Here is a 21,087-nt window from a genome sequence, read left to right on the forward strand (position 1 = left end):
CATGCGCGGTGATCTTCGATCGCGACGGCACGCTGATCGAAAACGTTCCGTACAACGGCGATCCCGAGGCGGTGCGCCCGTTTGAAGGCGCGCGCGAGGCGCTCGACCGCCTGCGCGCGCAGCATATTCCGCTTGCCGTAGTGTCGAATCAAAGCGGAATCGGACGCGGGCTGATTACGCAGGAGCAAACCGAAGCCGTGAACCGGCGCGTGGAAGAATTGCTCGGTCCGTTCGATGTGTGGATCTATTGTCCGCACGAGCCGGCGGCAGATTGCGATTGCCGCAAGCCCAAGCCGAAGATGATTCTGGACGCGGCGCGCGCGCTAGGCGTGGAACCGGAATGTTGTATTGTCTTGGGTGATAGCGAGAGTGACTTTGAAGCCGCGCGCAACGCCGGCGCGCAATGGCTGGCGATAAACGAAAAACAGACGCTAGCTCAGGCGATAAATGTCATCCTGAGCAACATGTCATCGTGAGGTATCGAACGACCCTGAGGTAACGAAGGGTAGCGTTACTTAGAGGCTGACCAGTACGAAACGTCCGGCGAGCCGTAGATCACGCGAACGTGTGACGCGGCGACGGTGGGCTGAATGTGCACAAAGTGGCGGACGCGCGTCCACGCCTTCATAACTTTCACGACGTAGTGCTGCGTTTCGTAGTACGGCGGAATGCCGCCGAACTGCGTGACGGCCCGCGGGCCGGCGTTGTATGCCGCAAAGGCCAGTGAGTAGCGGTGCGGGCTGTTCCGGAACTTGTTCAGCAAACCGCCAAGGTAGTGCGCCGAGCCCTGCAAATTTTGGTACGGGTCGCGCGGGTTGACGTGCAGCGAGCGTGCCGTTCCCGGCATGAGTTGTCCTAAGCCGATCGCGCCGGCGTAGGATCGCGCGTGCGTGTGCCACGACGACTCAACGCTCACCAGCGCCACCAAAATGTTCGCATCGACCCGCCAGTGAACGGCGTTCTGCAGCACGTGTTTGGCGAGCTTGGAACTCTGCCAGACGGGCAACTCCGGGTTGAATTTGCGCAAAACGCGGGCGTAAGCGCTGACGGCTGCGGGGTTGTTGGCCGAGGGTGAAGCGGAGGCGGCGAGACTGCCCAGCTGCGCCAGGCAAAACGTCAAAACAGACGCGGTCATGAACGCGCGGAATCGCTGCATCACCCCCGCATACGCGCCACGGAGCCCTCTCCCTCCCCAAAGGACCCCCCTGCTGGTACGATCCTTACAATAACCGAACACGCCCCTTATGAAGCGGCGCGTGTGGTTGTATGTCATCGCGGGGCTTTTTGCGCTGATGTGCGGGATGATCGCCTTCAGCGAGTGGTGGGCCTACAACAAGAACGTTCCTTATTACGAACACGTAGGGAAAAGCCACGCAGCGCCCTAAAGCGCGGCTGATGCCACGTCTTGCAATTGCCGTCTTTTTTGCTATTTTTGCGGCGCTAGCCGCTCCCCAATCCGTCCGGGCGCAAGCCACGCCGACCCCGGCCCCAAAGCCGGCTGCGACCCTGGAGCCCAAGGCCCAGAATCCAACTCCGGCGCCGAGTCCCACGCCCACGCCGGGACCGCCGTTTTCGAACATGCAGTGGCGCGAGATCGGTCCGGCACTGCCGGGTGGACGCGTTGCGGCGGTTGCCGGTTCGCAGCGCGACGTCAATCTGTATTACCTGGGCGCCGCGGGCGGCGGCGTTTGGAAATCCACCGACGGCGCCGAGACGTGGACGGCAGTTTTTGAAAAGCAGAAGGTCTCGGCTATCGGCGCGGTCGCGATCGATCCCACCAACGACGACGTCGTGTGGGTCGGTACCGGCGAATCGAATCCGCGCAACGACGTGAGCTACGGCGACGGTGTCTACAAGTCAACCAACGGCGGCAAGACGTGGACCAACGTCGGTCTTTCGCAGACGCGCCACATCTCGCGCATCCTGATCGATCCGCGCAACCCGAATCATGTGATCGTCGGCGCGCTGGGCGACGTCTTCGGCCCCAGCGAGAATCGCGGCGTCTACGTCACCGAAGACGGCGGCAAGACGTGGAGTAAGACGCTGTACGTCAGCGATCAGAGCGGCGTGTCGGACATGGCAATGGACCTGCAGCATCCCAACGTCGTCTATGCCGGCATGTGGCACTTCTTGCGCCAGCCGTGGAATTTCACCAGCGGCGGACTCGATGACGGTTTGTATCGTTCCAGCGACGGCGGCTTGACGTGGACCAAGCTCACCGGCGCCGCCAAGGGTTTGCCGAGCGGAATAACGGGACGCATCGGCTTGGCGGTCGCGCCGAGCGACGGCAACCGCGTTTACGCGATCATCGAATCTCCCGAGGGTATCCTGTGGCGTTCGGATGACGCCGGCTCGACCTGGACGATGGTGAGCAACGACACGCTGGTCGATCAGCGGCCGTTCTATTTCACGCATTTGATCGTCGATCCGAAAAATGCGGACAAGGTGTATGCCATTTCGGAGTTTCTGGCCGTCTCCACCGACGGCGGCAAGAAATTCACCGAGACCGCGCAGCAGGTGCACGTCGATTACCACGCGGCCTGGATCGCACCCGACAATCCCAACCGCATGATCATCGGCGCGGACGGCGGGATCGCGCGCACCGTAGATGGCGGCGACAACTGGTTCTTCGATCGCAACATTCCAATCGGCCAGATCTATCACGTTGCGACGTCCAACGAAAATCCGTATTGGGTCTGCGGCGGATGGCAGGACAACAGCGGCTGGTGCGGGCCTTCCAACTCGCTCGATCCGTCCGGCATTCTGAACAAGTATTGGGTTCAAGCTGTCGGCGGCGACGGCGAATGGGTCGTTCCGGATCCGGCCGATCCGAACTGGCTGTGGGGCGACTCCGAAAACGGTTTCGTGACGGTCTACAACAAGAAGACCAAAGACACGATCTTTGCGATGCCGTACATCCAGAACTCGATCGAGAGTTACGATCTCTCCAAGAGCAAGTACCGGTACAACTGGGACGCGCCGATCGCATTTGCACCGTGGAATCCGCACATCGGCTGGGTAGGCGCAAACGTTGTCTTTCAAACGATGGATCGCGGCCGGCATTGGACCGTCATTAGCCCGGACCTGACGCTTAACGACAAGTCGCATCAACAGCCGACGGGCGGACCGCTGGTGCACGACGTCTCCGGCGCGGAGTATTCGGACAACCTCATTTATATTGAAGGCTCGACGCTGCACAAGGGCGAGATTTGGGTCGGCACCGATGACGGTCTGGTACAAATGACGCTCGACGGGGGCAAGAGCTGGCATAATGTCACGCCGCCCGGCGTGCCGCCGTACGGCCGCGTCGAAACTGTGGCGCCCTCAACGCTGCACGACGGTACAGTCTTCGTGAACATCGATCGGCACAAGTCCGGCGACTTCAAGCCCTACCTTTTTGTTTCAAACAATTTCGGCAAAACGTGGACGTCGATTACGAGCAATCTGCCGGTCGACCAATACGTGCGCTCGGTCCGTCAGGACATCCACGATCCGAACATCCTGTACGTAGGAACCGAAAACGGCGTCTGGATTTCCTTCGACGCCGGCAAATCGTGGCAAGACTTCCGCAACAACATTCCGGCGGTCTCGGTGCGCGACATTCGCTTCCAGCCGCAATTCAACGATCTCGTGATCGCCACGCACGGGCGCTCGCTGTACATCATGGACGACATGCGCGTCATCCAGCAGTTGCAGAAAGCCGTTGCACTGGGTGCGCTCGTCATCGGACCGCGCACGGCGTACGAATACACGCAGCACTCGGACGACGAGGGAACGTACACGGATTACGCCGGGGCCAATCCACCGTATGGCGCCGTGACGTACTTCTATCAGAAGACGGCCGCAAAAACTGCGCCTACCGTTCAAATCCTGAACGCGGCCGGCCAAGTGATCCGCACCGTATCGGGATCGCGGCACACCAACAGCGGCAAAGACATTCCGCGCGTCACCAACAAAGTGGGCATCAACCGCTACGTTTGGGACTTTCAGATCGACGGGCCCGTGAAGTGGCTGGGCGCCGCCAAAGTCTCGTATCAAGGACCGGAAGAAGGCGCGTACGTTCCGCCCGGCAAGTACTTCGTACGCATGACCGTCGGCGGCAAGACGTTCACGGAGCCGTTCACGGTCAAGCCCGACCCGCAATCGCAATTCAAACAAACCGATTACGTGCGCAGCTACGAGTTCGTGAAGAAGTACACGCGCGAGTTCTCGACCGTCGATACGATGTTGAATAATCTGGATTCGATCAAGAAGCAGCTCGACGCGGCCAATGCCGATCCGAAGGCCAAAGCCGATTCGGCCTTGCAGCAGCAGATCGCCGACGTACTGACCGCCCGCGACACGATCTTCCACAAACTGACTGCGGACTATCACAACGATGAAGACGGGATTCAGAAGCCCGGCGAGCTGCGTGAGGACATCCAGGGCATATTCTTCTTCGGATTCGGCCTGATCACGCCGGCGGTTGCGGAATATGGCAAGCGGGTTGACGTGGACTATACCGCGGCAGTTGGAAGCTACAACACTTTCGTACGAACGACTATTCCGGCATTAAGTGCAGCACTCCAGAAAGCCGGACTGAAACCGATCACGGATGCATCGCCGGTCGCAGCCGGCATCTAGCTAGGAGCCCAAATGCGAATCACAACGCGATTCTTTGCATGTATTTTTGCGCTATTATTCGCCCCGCAGCTTGCGGCGCACGCACTTGCCGCCGATCCGGCGTACTCTCACTTAAAATGGCGTTCTATCGGCCCGGCCGTCTCGGGCGGACGCGTACCGGCGGTGGCGGGAACCGCATCCAATCCGAATCTGTACTACATCGGCTCCGCAGGCGGCGGCGTATGGAAATCGGAGAACGGCGGCGCGACGTGGACCGCAGTCTTCGAGAAGCAGCCCGTCTCGGCCATCGGCGCCGTGACGATCGACCCCAACGATGAAAACACCGTTTGGGTGGGCACCGGCGAATCGAATCCGCGCAACGACGTCAGTTACGGCAACGGCGTCTACAAGACTACCGACGGCGGCAAGACGTGGACGAACATGGGCCTGGTCGAGACGCGCCACATTTCGCGCATCATCGTCGACCCGAGCGATTCGAATCACGTGATCGTGGGCGCCAGCGGCGATCCGTTCCGCGACAGCACCGAACGCGGCGTCTTCGTTACGAACGACGGCGGCAAGACTTGGGACAAAACGCTCTACATCGGTCCGCAGACCGGAGCATCGGAAGTCGCGATGGATCCGAATCACCCGGCGGTGTTGTATGCGGGCATGTGGCAGTTCCGGCGCCTGCCGTGGACGTTTCACAGCGGCGGTCCGCAAGACGGACTCTATAAATCGATCGACGGCGGCAAGACCTGGTCGCAACTGACCGGCAACGGACTGCCGACAAGCGAAATGGGCCGTATTGCCGTGGCGGTCGCTCCCAACAACAGCAATCGCGTCTACGCGGTCATTGAAGCCAAGGGCGGCATCCTGTGGCGCAGCGACGACGCCGGCGCGACCTGGGAGATGGTCAGCGACAACACGATCGTCGACCAGCGGCCATTTTACTTCACGCACATCAACGTCGATCCGAGTAATGCGAATCACGTTTACGCCGTCTCGAACGACATGGCCGAGAGCCGCGATGGCGGCCGCCGCTGGCGCGCGATCGCGAACGCGGTGCACGTTGATTTTCACGCGATGTGGATCGCGCCCAACAATCCGAACCGCATGATCCTGGGCGAGGACGGCGGGTATGCAATCACCGTCGACGGCCGCACGTGGTCGTTCTCGCGGAACATCCCGATCGGCCAAGTCTATCACGTCGGCGTCTCCAACGAGAACCCGTATTGGGTTTGCGCTCCGCTGCAAGACAACAACGCGTTCTGCGGGCCCTCGAACTCCCGCAACCGCTCGGGAATCCTCGATGACGACTGGCGCAACGTTGTCGGCGGCGACGGCATGTGGGCTGTGCCGGATCCGGGCAACGGCGACTACATCATGGCCGACTCGCAGACCGGCAACATCACGGTATACAACAAGACTATCCAAGGCGGACGCGGAGTAATTCCGTATTTTGACTTCGATCGCAACTCGTTCAATCTGGCAAACCGCAAGTACCGCTTCAATTGGGATTCGCCGATTGCATTTGCGCCGTGGAACAGCAAAGTTCTGTGGCTCGGAGGCGACGTCGTCTTCCAATCGACCGATCGCGGCGTGCATTGGACGCCTATCAGTCCCGACCTCACGCGCAACATCAAAGAACATCAGATACCGGCGGGCGGACCGCTGGCAACCGACGTTTCGAGCGCGGAGTTTTCCGACAACCTGCTCTATATCGAAGGCTCGCGGCTGCGCGCCGGCGAGATTTGGGTGGGAACTGACGACGGCCTGGTGCAGATGACGCGCGACGGTGGCAAGCACTGGCGCAATGTCACCCCTGCGGGTCCTCCGTATTTGGCTCGCGTCGAAACCGTGGCGCCGTCGCCGATCGTGGCCGGCACCGCGTACGCGATCTTCGACGACCATCGCTCCGGCAATTACGCGCCGTACATCTACGTAACGCATAACTACGGATCGAGCTGGACGAAGATCGTCAACGGATTGCCGGCCGATCAGTACGTGCGCACAGTACGGCCCGACGGTCACAACAAGAACCTGGTTTTCGCCGGCACGGAGAACGGCTTGTGGGTCTCGTATGACGGCGGAGCCAATTGGAACGACTTCAGACTGAATATCCCGGCGGTCTCTGTGCGCGACATTCGCGAGCAGTCGAACTTCAACGACTTGGCGATTGCGACGCACGGGCGTGCTCTGTGGATCTTCGACGACTTGACGTCGCTGCAGCAACTGCCGCAGGCGCAACGTCAAGGCTCGATGCTCTTCAAGCCGCGTACGGCCTATCAATACATCACGCATTCCAACGACGAGGGACTCTACACGCGCTTCAGCGGCGATAATCCGCCCAACGGCGCGATCATCGATTACTATCTCGGCGCGGCGCAGAAATCCGCGCCGACGATCGAGATTCTGAACGCGAAGGGTCAAGTGATTCGGCACATTCGTCCGCCGCTTCGCGTAACCAATGTCGGAACAGGCGAGGATGTACCGGTGTTTTTTGGAGCCGGGGGCGGACCGACCGATTATCCGGGCATCAACCGCGTCACATGGAATTTCCGTGAAGACGGCGTCACGCAGTGGACGGGCAATCCGCAGCTTCCGCCGGGAGCCGCCGCAAACGCCGGAGCAGCAGCGCTCGGCGTCGCGGCCATTCCCGGCACCTACTCTGCGCGCGTTACGCTGAACGGCCGCACATATACGCAGAGCTTCCAAGTGAAGAAAGATCCGCTGAGTCCGTTCTCCCAATCGGACTTTCAAGCGGCGTATAACTTCGCGAAGAAATACCTCGTGTTGGGCTGCAAGATCAATACCGTGCTCAACAACCTCGACGCGCAGAAAAAATCGCTGACCGACGCGCAAGCGGCTCTCCAGAAGAGCGGCAATACCGCACTGCTGGCGCAAGTCAACGATGCGATGAAGGCCCGCGACGCGATCTTCAGCGTGTTCACCGCGAACTACAAGAACGGCGAGGATTCGCTGCAGTGGCCGGGAGCATTGCGTGAAGATCTGCCGGGGGGCGGCTTTGGCGCGGCGGGAGCTCCGCCGACACCGGCCAGACTCGAATACGCGGCCCGGTACGACCGCGAATACGCGTCGGCCATGGCTCGTTATAATGCGTTCGTCAGCGGTACGCTCGTGCCGTTGTCGGCTGCGTTAAAAACGGCCGGAGCCGGCACAATCGCGGGCGCAACGCAAGTGCACTAGCATTGCGCCGCGGCGCTGTTAGCGTGCAGGGCTGTTAGCGTGCAGCGTGATTAGTGTGTCATGGTGAGCCTGTCGAACCACGGTCGAGCGTAGTCGAGACTTGCGTTGCAAGGCTATCGCATCAGGGCGCTTGAGAGTGAGGACATGCGGGCGATCAAAGAGATCGACCGCGTGTCCTTTTCTCAGGAAGAACAATACGCGGATGAGGTCTACGCTTCCATGCTGACCGGTGACCGTTTGCATGCAATCGTCGCGGAAAAGGCCGGTGCTATCGAGGGCTATGCCCTACTCGACGTCAAGGCAGAGCCCGTGCGAATTCGCTCGCTAGCCGTAGCGCCCGGTTATCGGGATAAGGGGTGCGGCACTGCGCTGCTGAGGCACATCATGCAAGGTCACGAACGGCTCGAATTGCTCGTCCAAAAGAACAATCTGCGCGCGATCCGGATGTACGAGAGGCTAGGTTTTGAGTATGTCGAGCGAGATGCCGAAGGCGAACTCGCTGCAACGCATCACATGTTTAGACGCTTTAAGAACGCCCCGTGATTGTACGACCCGCCGTTGCCGAAACGCACGGCGACTAAACGCAGCGAAGGAATAACGTACAAGGCTTGGCCGCCCGAGCCGCTGGCGTACACCGTATCTGCTGGAGCACCGGGCGGAGCAAGCCACCAGCATAAACCGTAGCGCGGATTGGCCGCCGTGCCCTCGAAGCACTCGGCAAACTCATCGAGCCTTTGCAAGATGTACTCGCCGTAGCGCAACCAGTTCGTTGCGGTGAGAAACGCGCCGGTCGGTAACGGCTGCGTCCCATCGGCCAGCTTGCGCCAAGACGCAATCTCGACGCCGGCTTCGTTGAGAATCCGCTCGCGCAGATACTCGTGCGGAGTGAGTTTCTGCGGGGCGAGTTTCTGCGCTAGCACGGCCCCGAAAATTTGCAACGGAATTCCGCCGTAGGTGAACTTCGTGCCTGGCGGATCGCGAAGTAACGTCGCCAGAGCTTTTTCGTACACCGGAACCGCGCTGCCCAACCCGCCGAAGCCGATGCCGGCCGTCAACGACAGCAGCATCCGCAGCGTCACTTTTTTCTTGACCGGATCGTCGCGCCAAGCGGGGAACGTCGCGCCTACGGTTTCATCAAGCTCGAGTAGTTTCTCGCGCTGGGCGAGGATCGCGAGCGGTCCCCAAAAGCTTTTCGTCCCGCTGTAGAGCGCGTGCGGTTTGTCCGCGCTAAAGCCATCGCCATACGCTTCGACCACCAGCTTGCCGTCGCGCGCGACCAGCAGCGCCTGCGGTTTGTGACGCTCGTGATACGTCAGCGCCTCTTGCATGAGGCGACGGTTCTGCGGCGTACTAAGAATGCATGCCCGAATTCAACGCCGGCCACGCTTTGGACGAAGCGATGGAACGCCACGAACAAGTCGCGCAGGGCGGGATACTCGTTCCCGTCGCCGCCGCCGTCATCGCGGTCTTCGCGGCGCTGGCAACGCTCTTTGCGAATCACAACTCGATCGCGGGGCTGGCCGAGAAAAACGCGGCGATCCTCTATCAGATTAAATCGGCGGACCAGTACAATTACTACGAAGCGAGCCGCATCAAAACGCATGTTTATCAAGCGATCTTGAGCAGCGGCGTGGTTAACGCCGCCGCCTCCAAGACGCAGATGCAGGGCACCATCGGCCGCGAGCAGATAAAGGCCGGCAGAATTCTTAAAGTCGCGCAGGATGACGACGTCGAGGCCAAAGACCACTTCGAAAGCTCTGAAACGTATATGAAAGCCTACGAGAAATTCGAAGTGGCGACGACGCTTTTCGAAGTTTCGATCGTCCTCGTTTCGATCACCGCACTGATGCGTACACGAGCCATGCTGATGGTCGCGTTGGGCGCGACGGCGGTTGGGTTAGTCTTTTTCGCCCTCGGCTGGTTTACTCACTAGCGCCTCCGCGGCGGCGTTCAACTTTGACGCCAGCTCGCGGGCGTGCTTTGCAACGTTCGCGCTATTATACGCAAAGATCTCGCGCCACATCTCGACGTTCGAGTTCCCGAGGCGCATAAGTTCCCTGGCAACCGGTCCGCAGAACGCTTCGATCTCTTCGACCTTTTGCTGGCGAACGGTCTTGCTAAAGAGCGTCGCCAGCAGTTGAGGGACGTGCGAGGTGAGCGCTAGGAGGTCGTCATGCGTGCCGGCGTCGGCCGGTACCGCACGCGCTCCCATCGCGCCGATAAAATCGCGCGCCCGCATCTCGAGTGCCTTGTCCGCGAGCGGCGGCACGTAGAGCCAGGCCTTGTCGAAAAAAAGCGTGGCGCGCGCGGCGCCCGGTCCGCTGCGTTCGGATCCCGCCAGCGGGTGGGTTGCGACGAAGTTTGCAACGCTGCGCCCAGCTTGCGCAACCGGCGCCTTTATCGAAGCGACGTCCAGCACGAGTTGTGCGCGGAGCGTAAGCCCGCGAAGCGCTTCGAGTTCGGCGACCGTCGCGCGCGGCGGAACAGCGATGACGACCGTGTCGGCTTGTTCGTAAATCGCGTCGTGCCCGACGATCTCGTCGATGGCGCCGCGATCTAACGCGGCATTGGCCTGGGCTGCGTTCGTATCGAACCCCGCGACTCGCCAGCCCAGATCGCGGCCGCGCAGACCGATCGAGGCGCCGATCAGGCCGGTGCCGATGACTCCGAGCGTAACAAAGGCTTTCATTGCGGATTCTTGGCGACGATATCGGGGCGCAGTTCGCGCGCGCCGTCGAGGTAGGCGTGTTCGATCTCTTGCTGCGAGCGCTCGGTTTCGACGTGCATCAGCACGCGAATGCAATGGGGCATCGATCCCGGCACGTTGATTTCGGTGAAGTGCAGCATGGGGACGTAGACCCAGCCCATCTCGCGCGCGCCGAGCGCCGGAAAGGCGGCGTGCAGATCCGGCGTCATGCTAAAGAGGACCGATGCGATGTCGTCGAGCTCGACCGCATTACGCTTGGTCATCTCCGTCAGCAGACGTTTGGTCGCGTCGAGTATCGCTTGAGGCTCGTCCGCGTCCACCGTGATCGCGCCGCGGATACCGCGCATCTTCATGCGGCGGCCTTTCGCCGCACGTAGGCGGGCTTACCGCTTTCGTCCGAGAATCCACTGATCGTGGTTGGTTTAGAACACATTATCTTGCACGTCGGGTTATGCAAAGCCGTGGCGGGGCTTGCTCCGCAGACGGTGGTGCCCATGCGCGTGGTTCTGACCGACCGCGTCAAGCGGGTTACCTACGATAAAACGGTTCGGTTTGCTCGCGGCACGGGAAACGAGACCGCCGTCGAGTTCGATTCATCCTGGGGAACGTACCGGATCGAAATGAGCGCGCCGAAGTACGGGTGCAACGGCGTGGACTACATCGACATCTTGCCGGATCACGATCGCAGCATGAACACAGCGCTGGTGGACGGTCCGGCGGATCCGGCTGCGCCGGTGCTGCTGGCCGGCTCGCTGCCGAAATCCTTTGCGAGCGTGCAGCCGACGTTGGTGGTGTTTCCGGAGACACTGCGGTGTAACGGCCTCGCCCGCGATCCGCAAACTGAAGGCGTCGATAATCAAGTGGAGCAGGACGCGTATTACGCGTCGATGCGCACGCCGTCGCTCTATCATCAACCGATCGCAGTGACGCTCGCCGTGCGTTTTACCGCCCCCAGCGGCGGATTTCATTATATCCGCGTGCCGTTTCGATTTTCGTCAGGCTATACGTGGCCGTCCGTCGGAGAGCTCAACATCGATGACTCGATCATCGGCTGGGTGGCGCAGAAGACTCAGGACGTATTGCTTTGCCCGAAATACTACGGTACGTCGGTCGGATAGGAGTTATCCATGGCTCTTGAGCACATCGTCATGCACGTCGCCTTATGCAAGGCAGTTGCGAAGCTTGCCCCGAGCACGCCCGTTGCGATACACGTCGTGGTGAGTGACAAGACGGGCCGCGCGGAGTTCGATCGTGTCGTCCAAGTCCAGCGCGGAACCGCCGACAACGTGCCGGTCGAATTCGATTCGTCCTGGGGACTCTACCGCATCGACTTCGCAACTCCAAAATACAAGTGTGGCGGAGCGGATTTCATGTGGGTGCTGCAGGATCACGATCGCAGCATCGACGTCGCGCTCTCCAATGTCGTTAGTACGCAAGTTCCGATTGCGCTGGTGATGGGTTCGCTGCCGATATCGTTTGCGTATGTGCAGCCTACGGTCGTTACATTTTCGCCACAGGTACCGTGCAACGGCAAGGTCAGCGATCCGTCGCCGTCCGGCATTGACAATCAGATCGAACAGGACGCCTTTTATGCCACGGTGCGCACGCCCGCGTTGTACCGCGACCCGAAGTCCGTGACGGTGGCGCTGCAGCTCAAAGATGCCAGCGGCGGCTATCACTACCTGCGGGTGCCTTGGCAGATCGAGCCGGGGCGCTACGCCTGGCCGAACGGGTTTCAGATCAACATCGATGATTCGGCGACCGCCTTTGCGGCGGAATCTCCAGAGGATACAATGCTCTGTCCCAAAGGGTACTTAACGCGCATTAGCTGACATCGGACGCAAACAAAAAAGCCCGAATCGCTCCGGGCTTTTTCTTGTTCGCGCGATGTTTAGTGGTAGATGCTTTGATGCGGCCCGGTGACCATGAAGAAGATCATGGGGATGGAGAGCATCGTATTGAAGCGTGAGGCTAGGAACGCCAAGCGGCGCGCCTTGTTTTTCTCTTCATCTGTGGCCGGAACGATGCCGAGCAATTTCTTTTGATTCGGCCAGATTATGCCCCAAACATTGAGCAGCATTATCGTACCCAGCCACGCGCCGATGCCGATTGGCGCATATGCCCCTCGCAAGCCGAACGCTGCCAAGAAGCCATTCATGCCGTCGTAGTTGTAGCTGCCGAGTAGAGCCGCACCCAGAAGCCACGTCGCGACTGCGCCCCAACGGAAGTACAGCAACGCGCGCGGCATGATGTACTTGCTAATCGGACCTGCTTCGCCGGCGGCCGTCGCTTCTTTGGTCGCAGCGGCGTTTACGAAGTTAAAGAAGTAGAGCAGGCCGATCCACATGATGCCGGCCAGCACGTGCAGCCAGCGTAGGATAGTTTCATTCCATTCCATCTTATGAACCAGCCCCGGCGGCGGAGCGGACGATCGCTTCCGCAGCGTAATAAAGTATGGCGGTCAGGATCACCCCGCAGATGATCGTGCCCCACAACGAGTCCAAGGGATTCTTCACTCAAATTCCTCCGCGGCGATTACCCGTAATTTTCGATTTTGTGGCGCTTGCTTGGAATCCCCCTGCTCGGAGCGGGCAGGCGCACCCTCGTGAAATTTGGGGAAGCGGGTATGAAAGTAGGAAAGGAGCCATGATGAGACAGATCGTCTTAGCAATGCTTGCGCTGGTCGCGCTCGCTCAAACTTCGGCGCCCGCCGCATGCACCGGTGCGGACCCGGCTATCGTTTCGGCCTCGGCGAAAAGCATGACGTCCGACGGCCAGGTAAACCGATACGCCGTGACCGTTCGCGTTACCAATTTAGGCCGGCGCAACCAGCCGTCAAACCTGTTGCAATCCGTCGAGATCTGGCAAGACGGTGTCAAACTCGATGTCAAGGGCTTGCCGCCGCTCAAAGCCGGGCAGTCCACTTCGTTTACATATATGTATCAGCGCTCGGCCGACGCCGGCGCGGGCACCACGGACCTTGCGCTCAAACTCACGATGCGTCAGCCGTCACCGCCGGGAAACATGGATTGCAATGCAGGCAATGATAGCGCCACGGTGACGTTCTGACAGACCTGAACTTCCAGCCTATTTGATGCATCCATCAGGATCTACGTCGTGACAAACGAGGATCGTGAAGGCAGCGTCATTGTCGAGTACCAGCAACGTCGAAATTGTAATCGAGGAATCTCTCCAAACTGGATTTCCTTGAGCATTGGTACTTCTTACAAAAGATGCCGGCAACGAGGCGGAAATGTCGCGAACGAGGTCCCCGGATCGCGACCTTGTATACGAGGGGGTTGCACATCCGAGTGACCAAAATGTCGGCGGACGGCGGCCGTGGTCGATATCGCAGCCTCGAACAATATCCGGAAACGAAGCCGTAACTGCATAAGTCTCGACGAAGGGTAGATTGTTCATGTCCCCTTTCATCGACGAGAAGTTTTGAAGCGCTGCCGGAAGGACGAGTGCGAAGAAACTCTTCCATTGTGCGAGTTCGGCATTTGCGGGTGATGGGCTGGCCGATTTCAATGCTGGAGGAGATGCTTTAGCGCTGTTTACCGGCGCGCCAAAAAGTATTACGACACTGACGACGGCAAGAATTGCGGTGGCGGAGGAAAGTTTCACGCCGATCGGTTTCTGTTAATAGGGATCGCTTTCCCGCGACAACACCGGCAGGCCTACGGCGGGAAGCTGTTGCCGCTTTCGAAGTTCGTCAACGTTACCGAAATCGCCGGGTCGCACTCGGAACACGGATTACAAGAAATTGTCCTCGTCGCTCCGGGCTCGACGAGGAATCCAATCGTGCAGTTGGTGTGGATTGGGCGTATCCAGCTTGAGTTTACGTGGTACCAGGTATCGAAACCAACCTGACACTGATCTGCAGTGCAGTCGGTGTACGTCACGTCGACCGCGCCGATATACGCGAACATCGCTCGCGGGTCGGGTGCCCAGCCGAAGCCTTCAGCATGAGAGCCCGTGCCGAAATCATCTTGCACCGTGACATTGCTGGCCGTACAGCGTTCGAATTGGATACCGAGTCCCCACGCGCTGAATCCCGTGGCCTGTTTGTCTTGCGGATTGATTGCTCTGATGAAGCTCACCGCTGAATCCGTCACCGTCACGCCCACTCCATAGACTTCAAGGCCTGTGGCTTTTGCGCCGGAATTGGACGGCGAAACGCCGTCCAATATGTGGTCCGCCTGGAATCCACTGACCGTCACCTGTCCGTCCAGGAACACCGACATGCCGTGACAGTCGTCGCAGCATCCGGTCAATCCGGAGGCCGAGCAATTGACGTAGTTGAGATTCCACGACAAGATCGGACAGAAACCGAGAACGGTATGGCCGGTCGTCAGCACGTTCCCATTGAAATGTGATTGAATGGATTCCGCCCTGCAGCCGGTAGTCGTCACATTGATACACTTGATGCAGCTGAAACCTATGACGGCTCCATCATTATTCACCAACCCGCTGGTGCGGCAGTCGGTCACTGCGGCATCGAGCGTGCTGAGCAAAAAGATGCCGGCGCTGGAATCAGTTGTGACGTTTTGCTGCGTAACGCTACAGTTGGAGATCGCCACTTCCAGCGATTCGCTGACCTCGATTCCGGCCGGTGTCAAAAACCGGGTCGCGAGGTTCTGCATGCACACGCCGGTAACGGTGATGCGCGAAATTGCCAGCCCGCAGACGCTTTTGGCCAGGATCCCATACTCTGGGACATTTGCCACAGTGCCGTTGGTAATCGCTATGTCGGTGAGTACGGGGTTGGTGGCCGGCCCGGCTACCAGTATGCCGGCAATGTGCTGACTCTTGTCGGAGACCGATGCCGTCAGCGTAAACCCCGCCAAATCGAGCGTCACGTTGCTGCATGCAATCGTGATCGCTGAACACTGGACGTTGTTTGGACTCCACAGGATGTCATTGCCGAACGTGTACGTCCCCGGCGTTTGGATCACGATGCCGGCGCTTGGAATTTGCCGGATGACGTTGGCTGTCTGTACCTGCTGGCCTGATTGAGCAAGGTATCCTTGGTGGAGCGCTTTTATCTGGCTAGATCGATCAAAAGCTTGTGTGACGGCCGCTTTGTCTAAATCCTTGAAAACCGGATCGGAAAAAATCTCGTTCGCACCGATGGGGTTCATCGGCGTCAAAACGCAATGCGGGGAAACCTGCGCTGAACTCGGGGTCGCGACACGACCACACGCAGCCAGCGCGCCCGTCGCAACCATGCCGCCAATTAGCTGCGCTCGCGAGAGGGAGTCTAAACGGCGTGACAACTGCTACCTCCGACGCGACGGCGTTTATTTGTGGAGATGGGGGGACTCGAACCCCCGACCCCTTACATGCGAAGCAAGTGCTCTACCAGCTGAGCTACATCCCCACGATTTTGCATGATTGGGCAGCGGGCGTGATTATACGGCCGTGGCGCGAGGCCTGTCAAAGCAAATTGCCGGAAAGATGATTCTGCGAATGGTTCGCAAATTAGGGCTGGATGCGAGCCCGCTACGCCACCAAGCCCCGAGAGCAGGTTTCTTCGATTCTCAAGCGCGAGCAGCGGTATCTCTCCGCGGCCGAAATCCATGGCCTTCTGCGCAAATCCCGAACCAAGGTCTCCCTCTCGACCGTCTACCGGACGCTGGACCTGCTGGCCAGCAAGGGCGAGGCCAGCGCGCGGGTCGACGAGCGCGGAGACACCACCTACGTGCTGTGCGATACCACGCATCATCATCACGCCGTCTGTCGCGAATGCGGCAAAGTTCAGGACGTATCGTGCGAGGCGTTCGAGGGCGTTGCATCGGCGCTACGCGCGCACCATGGTTTCGAGCTCGCCGATCATGAGATCGAATTCTTTGGCAAATGCTCGGCATGCAGATGAAGGGCACCGTTCTCGTTCTTGCTGTGACGTTGTCGGCGTGCGGAGCCTCGACAGGCTCGGCCGTGGTTCGACAGGCTCACCATGACACTGGTGCTCACCATGACACTATTCGCGTTGTAACGACATTTTCGACGCTAAATTCCTTTGTCGAGGGTGCCGGCGGTAAGTATGTGAGCGTGCACAATCTCGTGCCGGTCGGAGCCTCGCCCGAGACGTATCAGCCGACGCCGCAAGATATCGCCAAGCTCGCCGATGCACAGCTGCTGGTTGAAAACGGCACCGGCATCGAAGTGTGGTTGCAGCACACGATCGCGAACGCCGGCAATGCGAACCTCCGCACTGTCGTACTCTCCGATGGGCTGCGGCATATCGATCGCAACCCGCACCTGTGGATGGATCCGGTCCTGGCGCAAGCCTATGTCGGAAAGATACGCGACGCGCTCATTGCGATCGACCCGGCGCACAAGGTTGCCTACGAGCGCAACACCGCCGCATATGACGCGAAGCTCGTTGCCTTGCAGGCCGAAATTGCAAAACAGATTGCAACGATTCCCGCGCAACAACGCACGATGATCGTCTTTCACAACGCCTGGCAGTACTTCAACGACCGCTTCGGCATCCGTACAGTCGGCGTCATCGAACTCGCCCCCGGGCAAGAACCCAACCCCTCATACATTGGCACCCTCGTAGACTTGGCGCGCAAGTACCACGTCCGCGCGGTTTTCTCTGAACCCGAGTACAGCCCGAAGATCGCGCAGACGCTGGCCAAGAGCGCCGGCATTCGCACCGTCAGCGATCTCTACGACGATTCGATCAGCAGCAATTCGAAGGTGCACGATTACATCAGCATGCTGCGCTACGACACGAACGTCATCGTCCAGGCGCTCAAATGAACGAAGCGATCGTCGTCAACGATCTGGTCGTTCGCTATGACAACTTCACGGCGCTCGACCGCGCCACGGTGACGGCGCGCTGCGGTGAAGCCTTGGGAATCGTCGGGCCGAACGGCTCGGGAAAATCCACGCTGCTCAAGACGATGGCGGGGCTATTGAAGCCAGCCAGCGGCAGCGTCTGCGTTCTCGGAAAAGAGCCGCGCGAGTTGCTGCCCGGCACGATTGCCTACGTGCCGCAGGTCGAAGCGGTGGACTGGAGTTTTCCGGCGACGGTGTGGGACGTTGTCGCGATGGGGCGCTTTCCGCGTTTGGGGTTGTTCCGGCGGTTTGGCGCGCATGATCGCAAGGCGGTTCGTCATGCGCTCGGGCTGTTGCGCATGGAAGAACTCTCCCGCCGCCACATCTCGGCGCTCTCCGGCGGTCAGCAGCAGCGCGTTTTCGTCGCGCGCGCGATCGCGCAAGAGCCCAAAGTGCTGCTGCTCGACGAACCGACGACCGGCGTCGATGACGAAACCGAAGAGTCGCTGCGCAAGGTCGTGCGCGAACTGGTTGCGGGCGGTATGCCGGTGCTGATGTCAACGCACGACCTCGAACGCGCCGCCGACTGGTTCGACCGGATCATGGTGATCGATCGACGCGTGCTGGCGATCGGAACGCCCGATGAAGTGCTGAAGAGCGGCGCGTATGCCGGTATCCGCGAGCACACGCACACGCACGGCCATCTCCGCACCGACCACGAATCACACGCGGGGCATGCGGCGCACCCGGAGACCGCCCGGTGATCGATCATTTAATCGCGCCGTTCCACTACGCGTTCATGCAACGCGCATTTCTCACGGCGATTTTGGTTGGGGTGCTCTGCTCAACGATGGGCACGTACGTCATTCTGCGGAAGCTGGCGTTCATCGGTGACGGCATCGCGCACGCCTCGTTCGCCGGTATCGTGATTGCGTATCTAAAAGGTACGAATTTTTACCTCGGCGCCGGCGTCGTTGCGGTCATAACGGCCTTGGGCATCGGCTTTGTTCATCGTCGAGGGCGCATTTCACTCGACACCACGATCGGCGTGCTCTTCACCGGCGCGTTTGCACTCGGCATTTTTTTGATGAGCCGCCAGCGGTCGTACTCGGTTGACCTGCAGAGCTTTCTCTTTGGCGACATTCTTTCGGTCGGTTCGCAGGACGTGCTGATGATCGTCGCTCTCGCGCTTTTGGTTGTAGTCGTGACCGCGTTGCTGTACCGGGCCTTGCTCTACACCTCGTTCGATCCGGTTGTCGCGCAGGCCAGCGGCATGAATGCAGGGGCCATCGAGTATATTTTGCTCGTGCTCATCGCGCTGACGATCATCATCTCGCTGCAGGCCGTTGGCATTATACTGGTCGCGGCGTTGCTGGTGACGCCGGCGGCGGCGGCCTACCAATTAACGAACCGCTTTGCGCCGATGATGGCGCTTTCGGCGTGCTTCGGCGCGTTCTGCGCCGTCGGCGGACTCTATCTTTCGTATTACTTAGCCAGCGCGAGCGGCGCCACGATCGTTCTACTCGCGACGCTGCTGTTTTTCGCGGCGCTCGGCGGCAAACAGTTGCGCTTGGCTATTGCACGGCGAACGTAAACGGCGTCGTGTACGTCGTCTGCCCGTCGTTGAACTGTAGCCACATCCGGTAAAGCCCGCGGGTGAGCGCCGACAGGTGCAGCGCGTATTCGCAGCAGATGCCTTTGTTCGCCGCGCTGTCGACGTCGGCATACGCGAGCGTTGACGTATTCACCAACACAGCTTGCACCCACGGAACATGAAATGGCGCAATGCCGGGGTTGCGCACTCTCCTGTCGATGGTGGCCGTGAACGTTTGCGCGCGGTTTGCATGAAGCTTCTGCCGATCGAGCGAGACCACATAGGGACCGACTGCCGCGCGCGTTCTGGGTGCAACGATCGTGGTCGCCAGATGCACCGGTGGCGCGCTGACTTGCAGAACGTAGCGGAAGACCTGTTCGCTCAAACCTGCGGGCTGCGATTCCACATAGACGTAGTAGCGGTGGTTTTGCTCTAACGAAACCGGAAGGCGAAAGACGCCGCCGGGCGACATCTGCGGATGCAGGTGGCCGAAGCCGAAAAAATCATCGCGCACGATGACGACGTGCAGCGGCTGCCCTTGCGTCAAGCCGTATTTCGTAATCGGCGTTTTTGATTTGAGCGGATACTGTACCAACAATAGCGTGTCTTCAGGGTTGCGGCCGCTGGTCAGCGTCAGACGGGAAACGATCTGTGGCTTACCCTGCGAGGCCGCGTACTGCCCGGTTTGCTGAACGACGGCAGCGCGTGCTGCGATGGTTGCGGCCGCGATGAGCGCGAGCGCCATTAATCCCCGGATCGTACGACTCTCCATGTTTCCTTTCCGGATGCCTCCACGAAACCGGCGGCAGCCAGCGCGTCCAGCGCCTCGGTCAGCGCCGTCCGCTCGTTCTTATTGGGCATACCCGCCCAACGCATCGCCGCATCACCGAGGTGGATTTCCCCGCCCTCCCGCAAGAGCTCGGCCAGAAAGCTCGCGGGCAACTTCACGCGTTCCATGCGGCGCGCGACCGGCTCCAGCGCGCGTTCGAAATCCGTCTCAGCCATGGGTCGCAAGGTACGCGTCGTAGGCGGTCTTCACCCCGCCCGGCAGGCCGGCAAACCACGATTCGCGATCCACGATGGGCGGCGGAGGCGCAATCGCGTGCCGGTTCTCGCTCGCGAACGTTTTGAGCACGCGCGCGACCGGCTTCTCGCTGCCGTCATTGCGAATGATACCGAAGCTCAGCTCGTGCGGCGCGTAGTCACACGGCGGAAGCATGCGCATCTCCTCGACGTAGTCCGCCCAGCACCACCAAAACGCGCCGAGCGCACCGCGCTGATGCAGCCGGTCGAGCACAGCGTACGCGTACGTCGCCATTTCGTCTTCATTCAAACAGGCGTAGCCGGTGGTGTTTTCGGCGCCGCGCTGACACGCGGGATTGCCGAACTCGTTGAAGAGCACGGCCTTGCCGGAAAGCGATTGCATGAGCTGACACAAAAACGGCACGACGTTCGGATCGGTGCGGCTGCGCGCGAAGTCAGCATAGACGGAGTAGCCGTGCATCACCGCGCAGACCAGCGGTTCGCAAAACGATGCGAAGCGAAAATTGCGATCCTGCGAGAGATCCTCGGAGTGATTGCCCGCAGTAACGCCGGCGTCCGACGTTTCAATCAAATCGCTCGTCAAACGCCTGCACCATTCGTCTGCAACTTTCGGCGATGACGGAATGCGCAGATTGCTGAACTCGTTGCCGAGATCCCACATCAAAAGTGCGGGATGATTGCGGTAGCGGGCGCCGATTGTTCGCGCCAGCAGGCGCGATGCTTCGAAGATCGGACCGGAATAGATATCGCCCGCGCCCCACGGAAGCTCGCGCCCGTCGCTTACGGTGCGGAAGCGGCCGGCGGGTCGCGAGCGGTCCAGCGCCCACGCGGGCAGCCAGTTGACGCCGCTCATGTGTCCGGTGAATAAGCTCGGCATCGCCGACAGATTCGCGTCTGCGAGCGCGTTCATTACCGCGTCTAATCGTTTGAGCATCGCACCGTCCACGCGATCCGGCGCGGGTTGGAATTCGTCCCATCTGATGAAGAAGCGTACGACTGGCAGCCCCAGGCCGCGAATGCGCGCGAAGTCTTCGCGAATCTCACCGAGATCGAAGCGCTGCCACATGTACATCGCGCTCGGCCGCGGCCAATAGTTGATGCCTAACAGAAACTGCGCCACGCCCTGCCTTTCTCCAAAAAA

Annotated in this window: 23 protein-coding genes and 1 tRNA gene; 13 read left to right on the forward strand and 11 right to left on the reverse strand. The window is 60.1% G+C overall.

Annotated elements, in window-relative coordinates:
• The first annotated feature begins 8 nt into the window (after nucleotides 1-8).
• On the forward strand, nucleotides 9-476 hold the full coding sequence (locus tag VFO29_00585; protein HET9392004.1) for an HAD family hydrolase: 468 nt from the start codon (nucleotides 9-11) through the stop codon (nucleotides 474-476).
• Nucleotides 477-511: 35 nt separating this feature from the next.
• On the opposite strand, the gene VFO29_00590 is transcribed toward VFO29_00585, so the two are convergent.
• The gene (locus VFO29_00590; protein ID HET9392005.1) at nucleotides 512-1,156 is read right to left on the reverse strand and encodes a lytic transglycosylase domain-containing protein; all 645 of its coding nucleotides are present in this window, start codon (nucleotides 1,154-1,156) and stop codon (nucleotides 512-514) included.
• A gap of 88 nt (nucleotides 1,157-1,244) precedes the next feature.
• On the opposite strand from VFO29_00590, the gene VFO29_00595 reads away from it, so the two are divergent.
• The 4 genes from VFO29_00595 (at nucleotide 1,245) to VFO29_00610 (ending at nucleotide 8,355) form a co-directional block, all read left to right on the forward strand.
• Complete coding sequence (locus tag VFO29_00595; protein ID HET9392006.1) at nucleotides 1,245-1,385, forward strand: hypothetical protein; 141 nt, start codon at nucleotides 1,245-1,247, stop codon at nucleotides 1,383-1,385.
• A gap of 10 nt (nucleotides 1,386-1,395) precedes the next feature.
• Nucleotides 1,396-4,623: a hypothetical protein gene (locus tag VFO29_00600; GenBank protein ID HET9392007.1), complete on the forward strand. Its 3,228-nt coding sequence runs from the start codon at nucleotides 1,396-1,398 to the stop codon at nucleotides 4,621-4,623.
• A gap of 12 nt (nucleotides 4,624-4,635) precedes the next feature.
• Nucleotides 4,636-7,812, forward strand: a complete 3,177-nt coding sequence (locus tag VFO29_00605) for a hypothetical protein (GenBank protein ID HET9392008.1) — start codon at nucleotides 4,636-4,638, stop codon at nucleotides 7,810-7,812.
• 144 nt (nucleotides 7,813-7,956) lie between these two features.
• The gene (locus tag VFO29_00610) at nucleotides 7,957-8,355 is read left to right on the forward strand and encodes a GNAT family N-acetyltransferase (protein HET9392009.1); all 399 of its coding nucleotides are present in this window, start codon (nucleotides 7,957-7,959) and stop codon (nucleotides 8,353-8,355) included.
• Here the strand turns inward: VFO29_00610 and VFO29_00615 are convergent.
• Complete coding sequence (locus tag VFO29_00615; GenBank protein ID HET9392010.1) at nucleotides 8,322-9,140, reverse strand: serine hydrolase; 819 nt, start codon at nucleotides 9,138-9,140, stop codon at nucleotides 8,322-8,324. The genes VFO29_00610 and VFO29_00615 overlap by 34 nt on opposite strands.
• Nucleotides 9,141-9,172: 32 nt before the next feature.
• Here VFO29_00615 and VFO29_00620 point away from each other — a divergent pair, with 32 nt between their 5' ends.
• Nucleotides 9,173-9,745 carry a DUF4337 family protein gene (locus VFO29_00620; protein HET9392011.1) on the forward strand — a complete coding sequence of 191 codons (573 nt, stop codon included), beginning with the start codon at nucleotides 9,173-9,175 and terminating at the stop codon, nucleotides 9,743-9,745.
• Here VFO29_00620 and VFO29_00625 read toward each other — a convergent pair.
• Nucleotides 9,710-10,501 carry a prephenate dehydrogenase/arogenate dehydrogenase family protein gene (locus VFO29_00625; GenBank protein HET9392012.1) on the reverse strand — a complete coding sequence of 264 codons (792 nt, stop codon included), beginning with the start codon at nucleotides 10,499-10,501 and terminating at the stop codon, nucleotides 9,710-9,712. The two genes, VFO29_00620 and VFO29_00625, sit on opposite strands and share 36 nt — an antisense overlap.
• Nucleotides 10,498-10,872, reverse strand: coding sequence for a chorismate mutase (aroH, locus tag VFO29_00630; GenBank protein HET9392013.1), 375 nt, complete (start codon nucleotides 10,870-10,872; stop codon nucleotides 10,498-10,500). The genes VFO29_00625 and aroH overlap by 4 nt, the downstream gene beginning before the upstream one ends.
• A 60-nt stretch (nucleotides 10,873-10,932) precedes the next feature.
• Here aroH and VFO29_00635 point away from each other — a divergent pair, with 60 nt between their 5' ends.
• Nucleotides 10,933-11,637, forward strand: coding sequence for a hypothetical protein (locus VFO29_00635; GenBank protein HET9392014.1), 705 nt, complete (start codon nucleotides 10,933-10,935; stop codon nucleotides 11,635-11,637).
• 9 nt (nucleotides 11,638-11,646) lie between these two features.
• Nucleotides 11,647-12,351 (forward strand): hypothetical protein, encoded by a 705-nt coding sequence (locus VFO29_00640; protein HET9392015.1) that lies wholly within the window; start codon nucleotides 11,647-11,649, stop codon nucleotides 12,349-12,351.
• A 59-nt stretch (nucleotides 12,352-12,410) separates the two neighbouring features.
• On the opposite strand, the gene VFO29_00645 is transcribed toward VFO29_00640, so the two are convergent.
• Complete coding sequence (locus VFO29_00645; protein ID HET9392016.1) at nucleotides 12,411-12,917, reverse strand: urate hydroxylase PuuD; 507 nt, start codon at nucleotides 12,915-12,917, stop codon at nucleotides 12,411-12,413.
• A 248-nt stretch (nucleotides 12,918-13,165) separates the two neighbouring features.
• Between VFO29_00645 and VFO29_00650 the strand changes: the two genes are divergently transcribed.
• The gene (locus tag VFO29_00650) at nucleotides 13,166-13,588 is read left to right on the forward strand and encodes a hypothetical protein (protein HET9392017.1); all 423 of its coding nucleotides are present in this window, start codon (nucleotides 13,166-13,168) and stop codon (nucleotides 13,586-13,588) included.
• Between the two features lie 18 nt (nucleotides 13,589-13,606).
• Here VFO29_00650 and VFO29_00655 read toward each other — a convergent pair whose 3' ends face one another.
• From VFO29_00655 to VFO29_00665, 3 genes are all read right to left on the reverse strand, one after another.
• Complete coding sequence (locus VFO29_00655) at nucleotides 13,607-14,146, reverse strand: hypothetical protein (GenBank protein ID HET9392018.1); 540 nt, start codon at nucleotides 14,144-14,146, stop codon at nucleotides 13,607-13,609.
• Between the two features lie 53 nt (nucleotides 14,147-14,199).
• Nucleotides 14,200-15,663 (reverse strand): hypothetical protein, encoded by a 1,464-nt coding sequence (locus VFO29_00660; protein HET9392019.1) that lies wholly within the window; start codon nucleotides 15,661-15,663, stop codon nucleotides 14,200-14,202.
• A 166-nt stretch (nucleotides 15,664-15,829) separates the two neighbouring features.
• Nucleotides 15,830-15,902, reverse strand: a tRNA-Ala gene (locus tag VFO29_00665).
• Between the two features lie 111 nt (nucleotides 15,903-16,013).
• Between VFO29_00665 and VFO29_00670 the strand changes: the two genes are divergently transcribed.
• The 4 genes from VFO29_00670 to VFO29_00685 are packed head-to-tail and all read left to right on the forward strand — an operon-like array spanning nucleotide 16,014 to nucleotide 18,902.
• Nucleotides 16,014-16,397, forward strand: a complete 384-nt coding sequence (locus tag VFO29_00670) for a transcriptional repressor (GenBank protein ID HET9392020.1) — start codon at nucleotides 16,014-16,016, stop codon at nucleotides 16,395-16,397.
• Nucleotides 16,379-17,290, forward strand: coding sequence for a metal ABC transporter substrate-binding protein (locus VFO29_00675; GenBank protein ID HET9392021.1), 912 nt, complete (start codon nucleotides 16,379-16,381; stop codon nucleotides 17,288-17,290). Before VFO29_00670 ends, VFO29_00675 begins: the two co-directional genes overlap by 19 nt.
• Nucleotides 17,287-18,072, forward strand: a complete 786-nt coding sequence (locus VFO29_00680) for a metal ABC transporter ATP-binding protein (protein HET9392022.1) — start codon at nucleotides 17,287-17,289, stop codon at nucleotides 18,070-18,072. Before VFO29_00675 ends, VFO29_00680 begins: the two co-directional genes overlap by 4 nt.
• On the forward strand, nucleotides 18,069-18,902 hold the full coding sequence (locus tag VFO29_00685) for a metal ABC transporter permease (protein HET9392023.1): 834 nt from the start codon (nucleotides 18,069-18,071) through the stop codon (nucleotides 18,900-18,902). Before VFO29_00680 ends, VFO29_00685 begins: the two co-directional genes overlap by 4 nt.
• On the opposite strand, the gene VFO29_00690 is transcribed toward VFO29_00685, so the two are convergent.
• Genes VFO29_00690 through VFO29_00700 form a run of 3 tightly spaced genes read right to left on the reverse strand, consistent with a single transcriptional unit; the run spans nucleotide 18,883 to nucleotide 21,066 of the window.
• Nucleotides 18,883-19,647, reverse strand: coding sequence for a hypothetical protein (locus tag VFO29_00690; GenBank protein HET9392024.1), 765 nt, complete (start codon nucleotides 19,645-19,647; stop codon nucleotides 18,883-18,885). The genes VFO29_00685 and VFO29_00690 overlap by 20 nt on opposite strands.
• The gene (locus tag VFO29_00695) at nucleotides 19,647-19,907 is read right to left on the reverse strand and encodes a hypothetical protein (GenBank protein ID HET9392025.1); all 261 of its coding nucleotides are present in this window, start codon (nucleotides 19,905-19,907) and stop codon (nucleotides 19,647-19,649) included. The genes VFO29_00690 and VFO29_00695 overlap by 1 nt, the downstream gene beginning before the upstream one ends.
• On the reverse strand, nucleotides 19,900-21,066 hold the full coding sequence (locus VFO29_00700) for a beta-galactosidase (protein ID HET9392026.1): 1,167 nt from the start codon (nucleotides 21,064-21,066) through the stop codon (nucleotides 19,900-19,902). Before VFO29_00700 ends, VFO29_00695 begins: the two co-directional genes overlap by 8 nt.
• Nucleotides 21,067-21,087 lie beyond the last annotated feature (21 nt).

The organism is Candidatus Rubrimentiphilum sp., from assembly GCA_035710515.1.
In the GTDB taxonomy this organism is placed as follows: Bacteria; Vulcanimicrobiota; Vulcanimicrobiia; order Vulcanimicrobiales; family Vulcanimicrobiaceae; genus Rubrimentiphilum.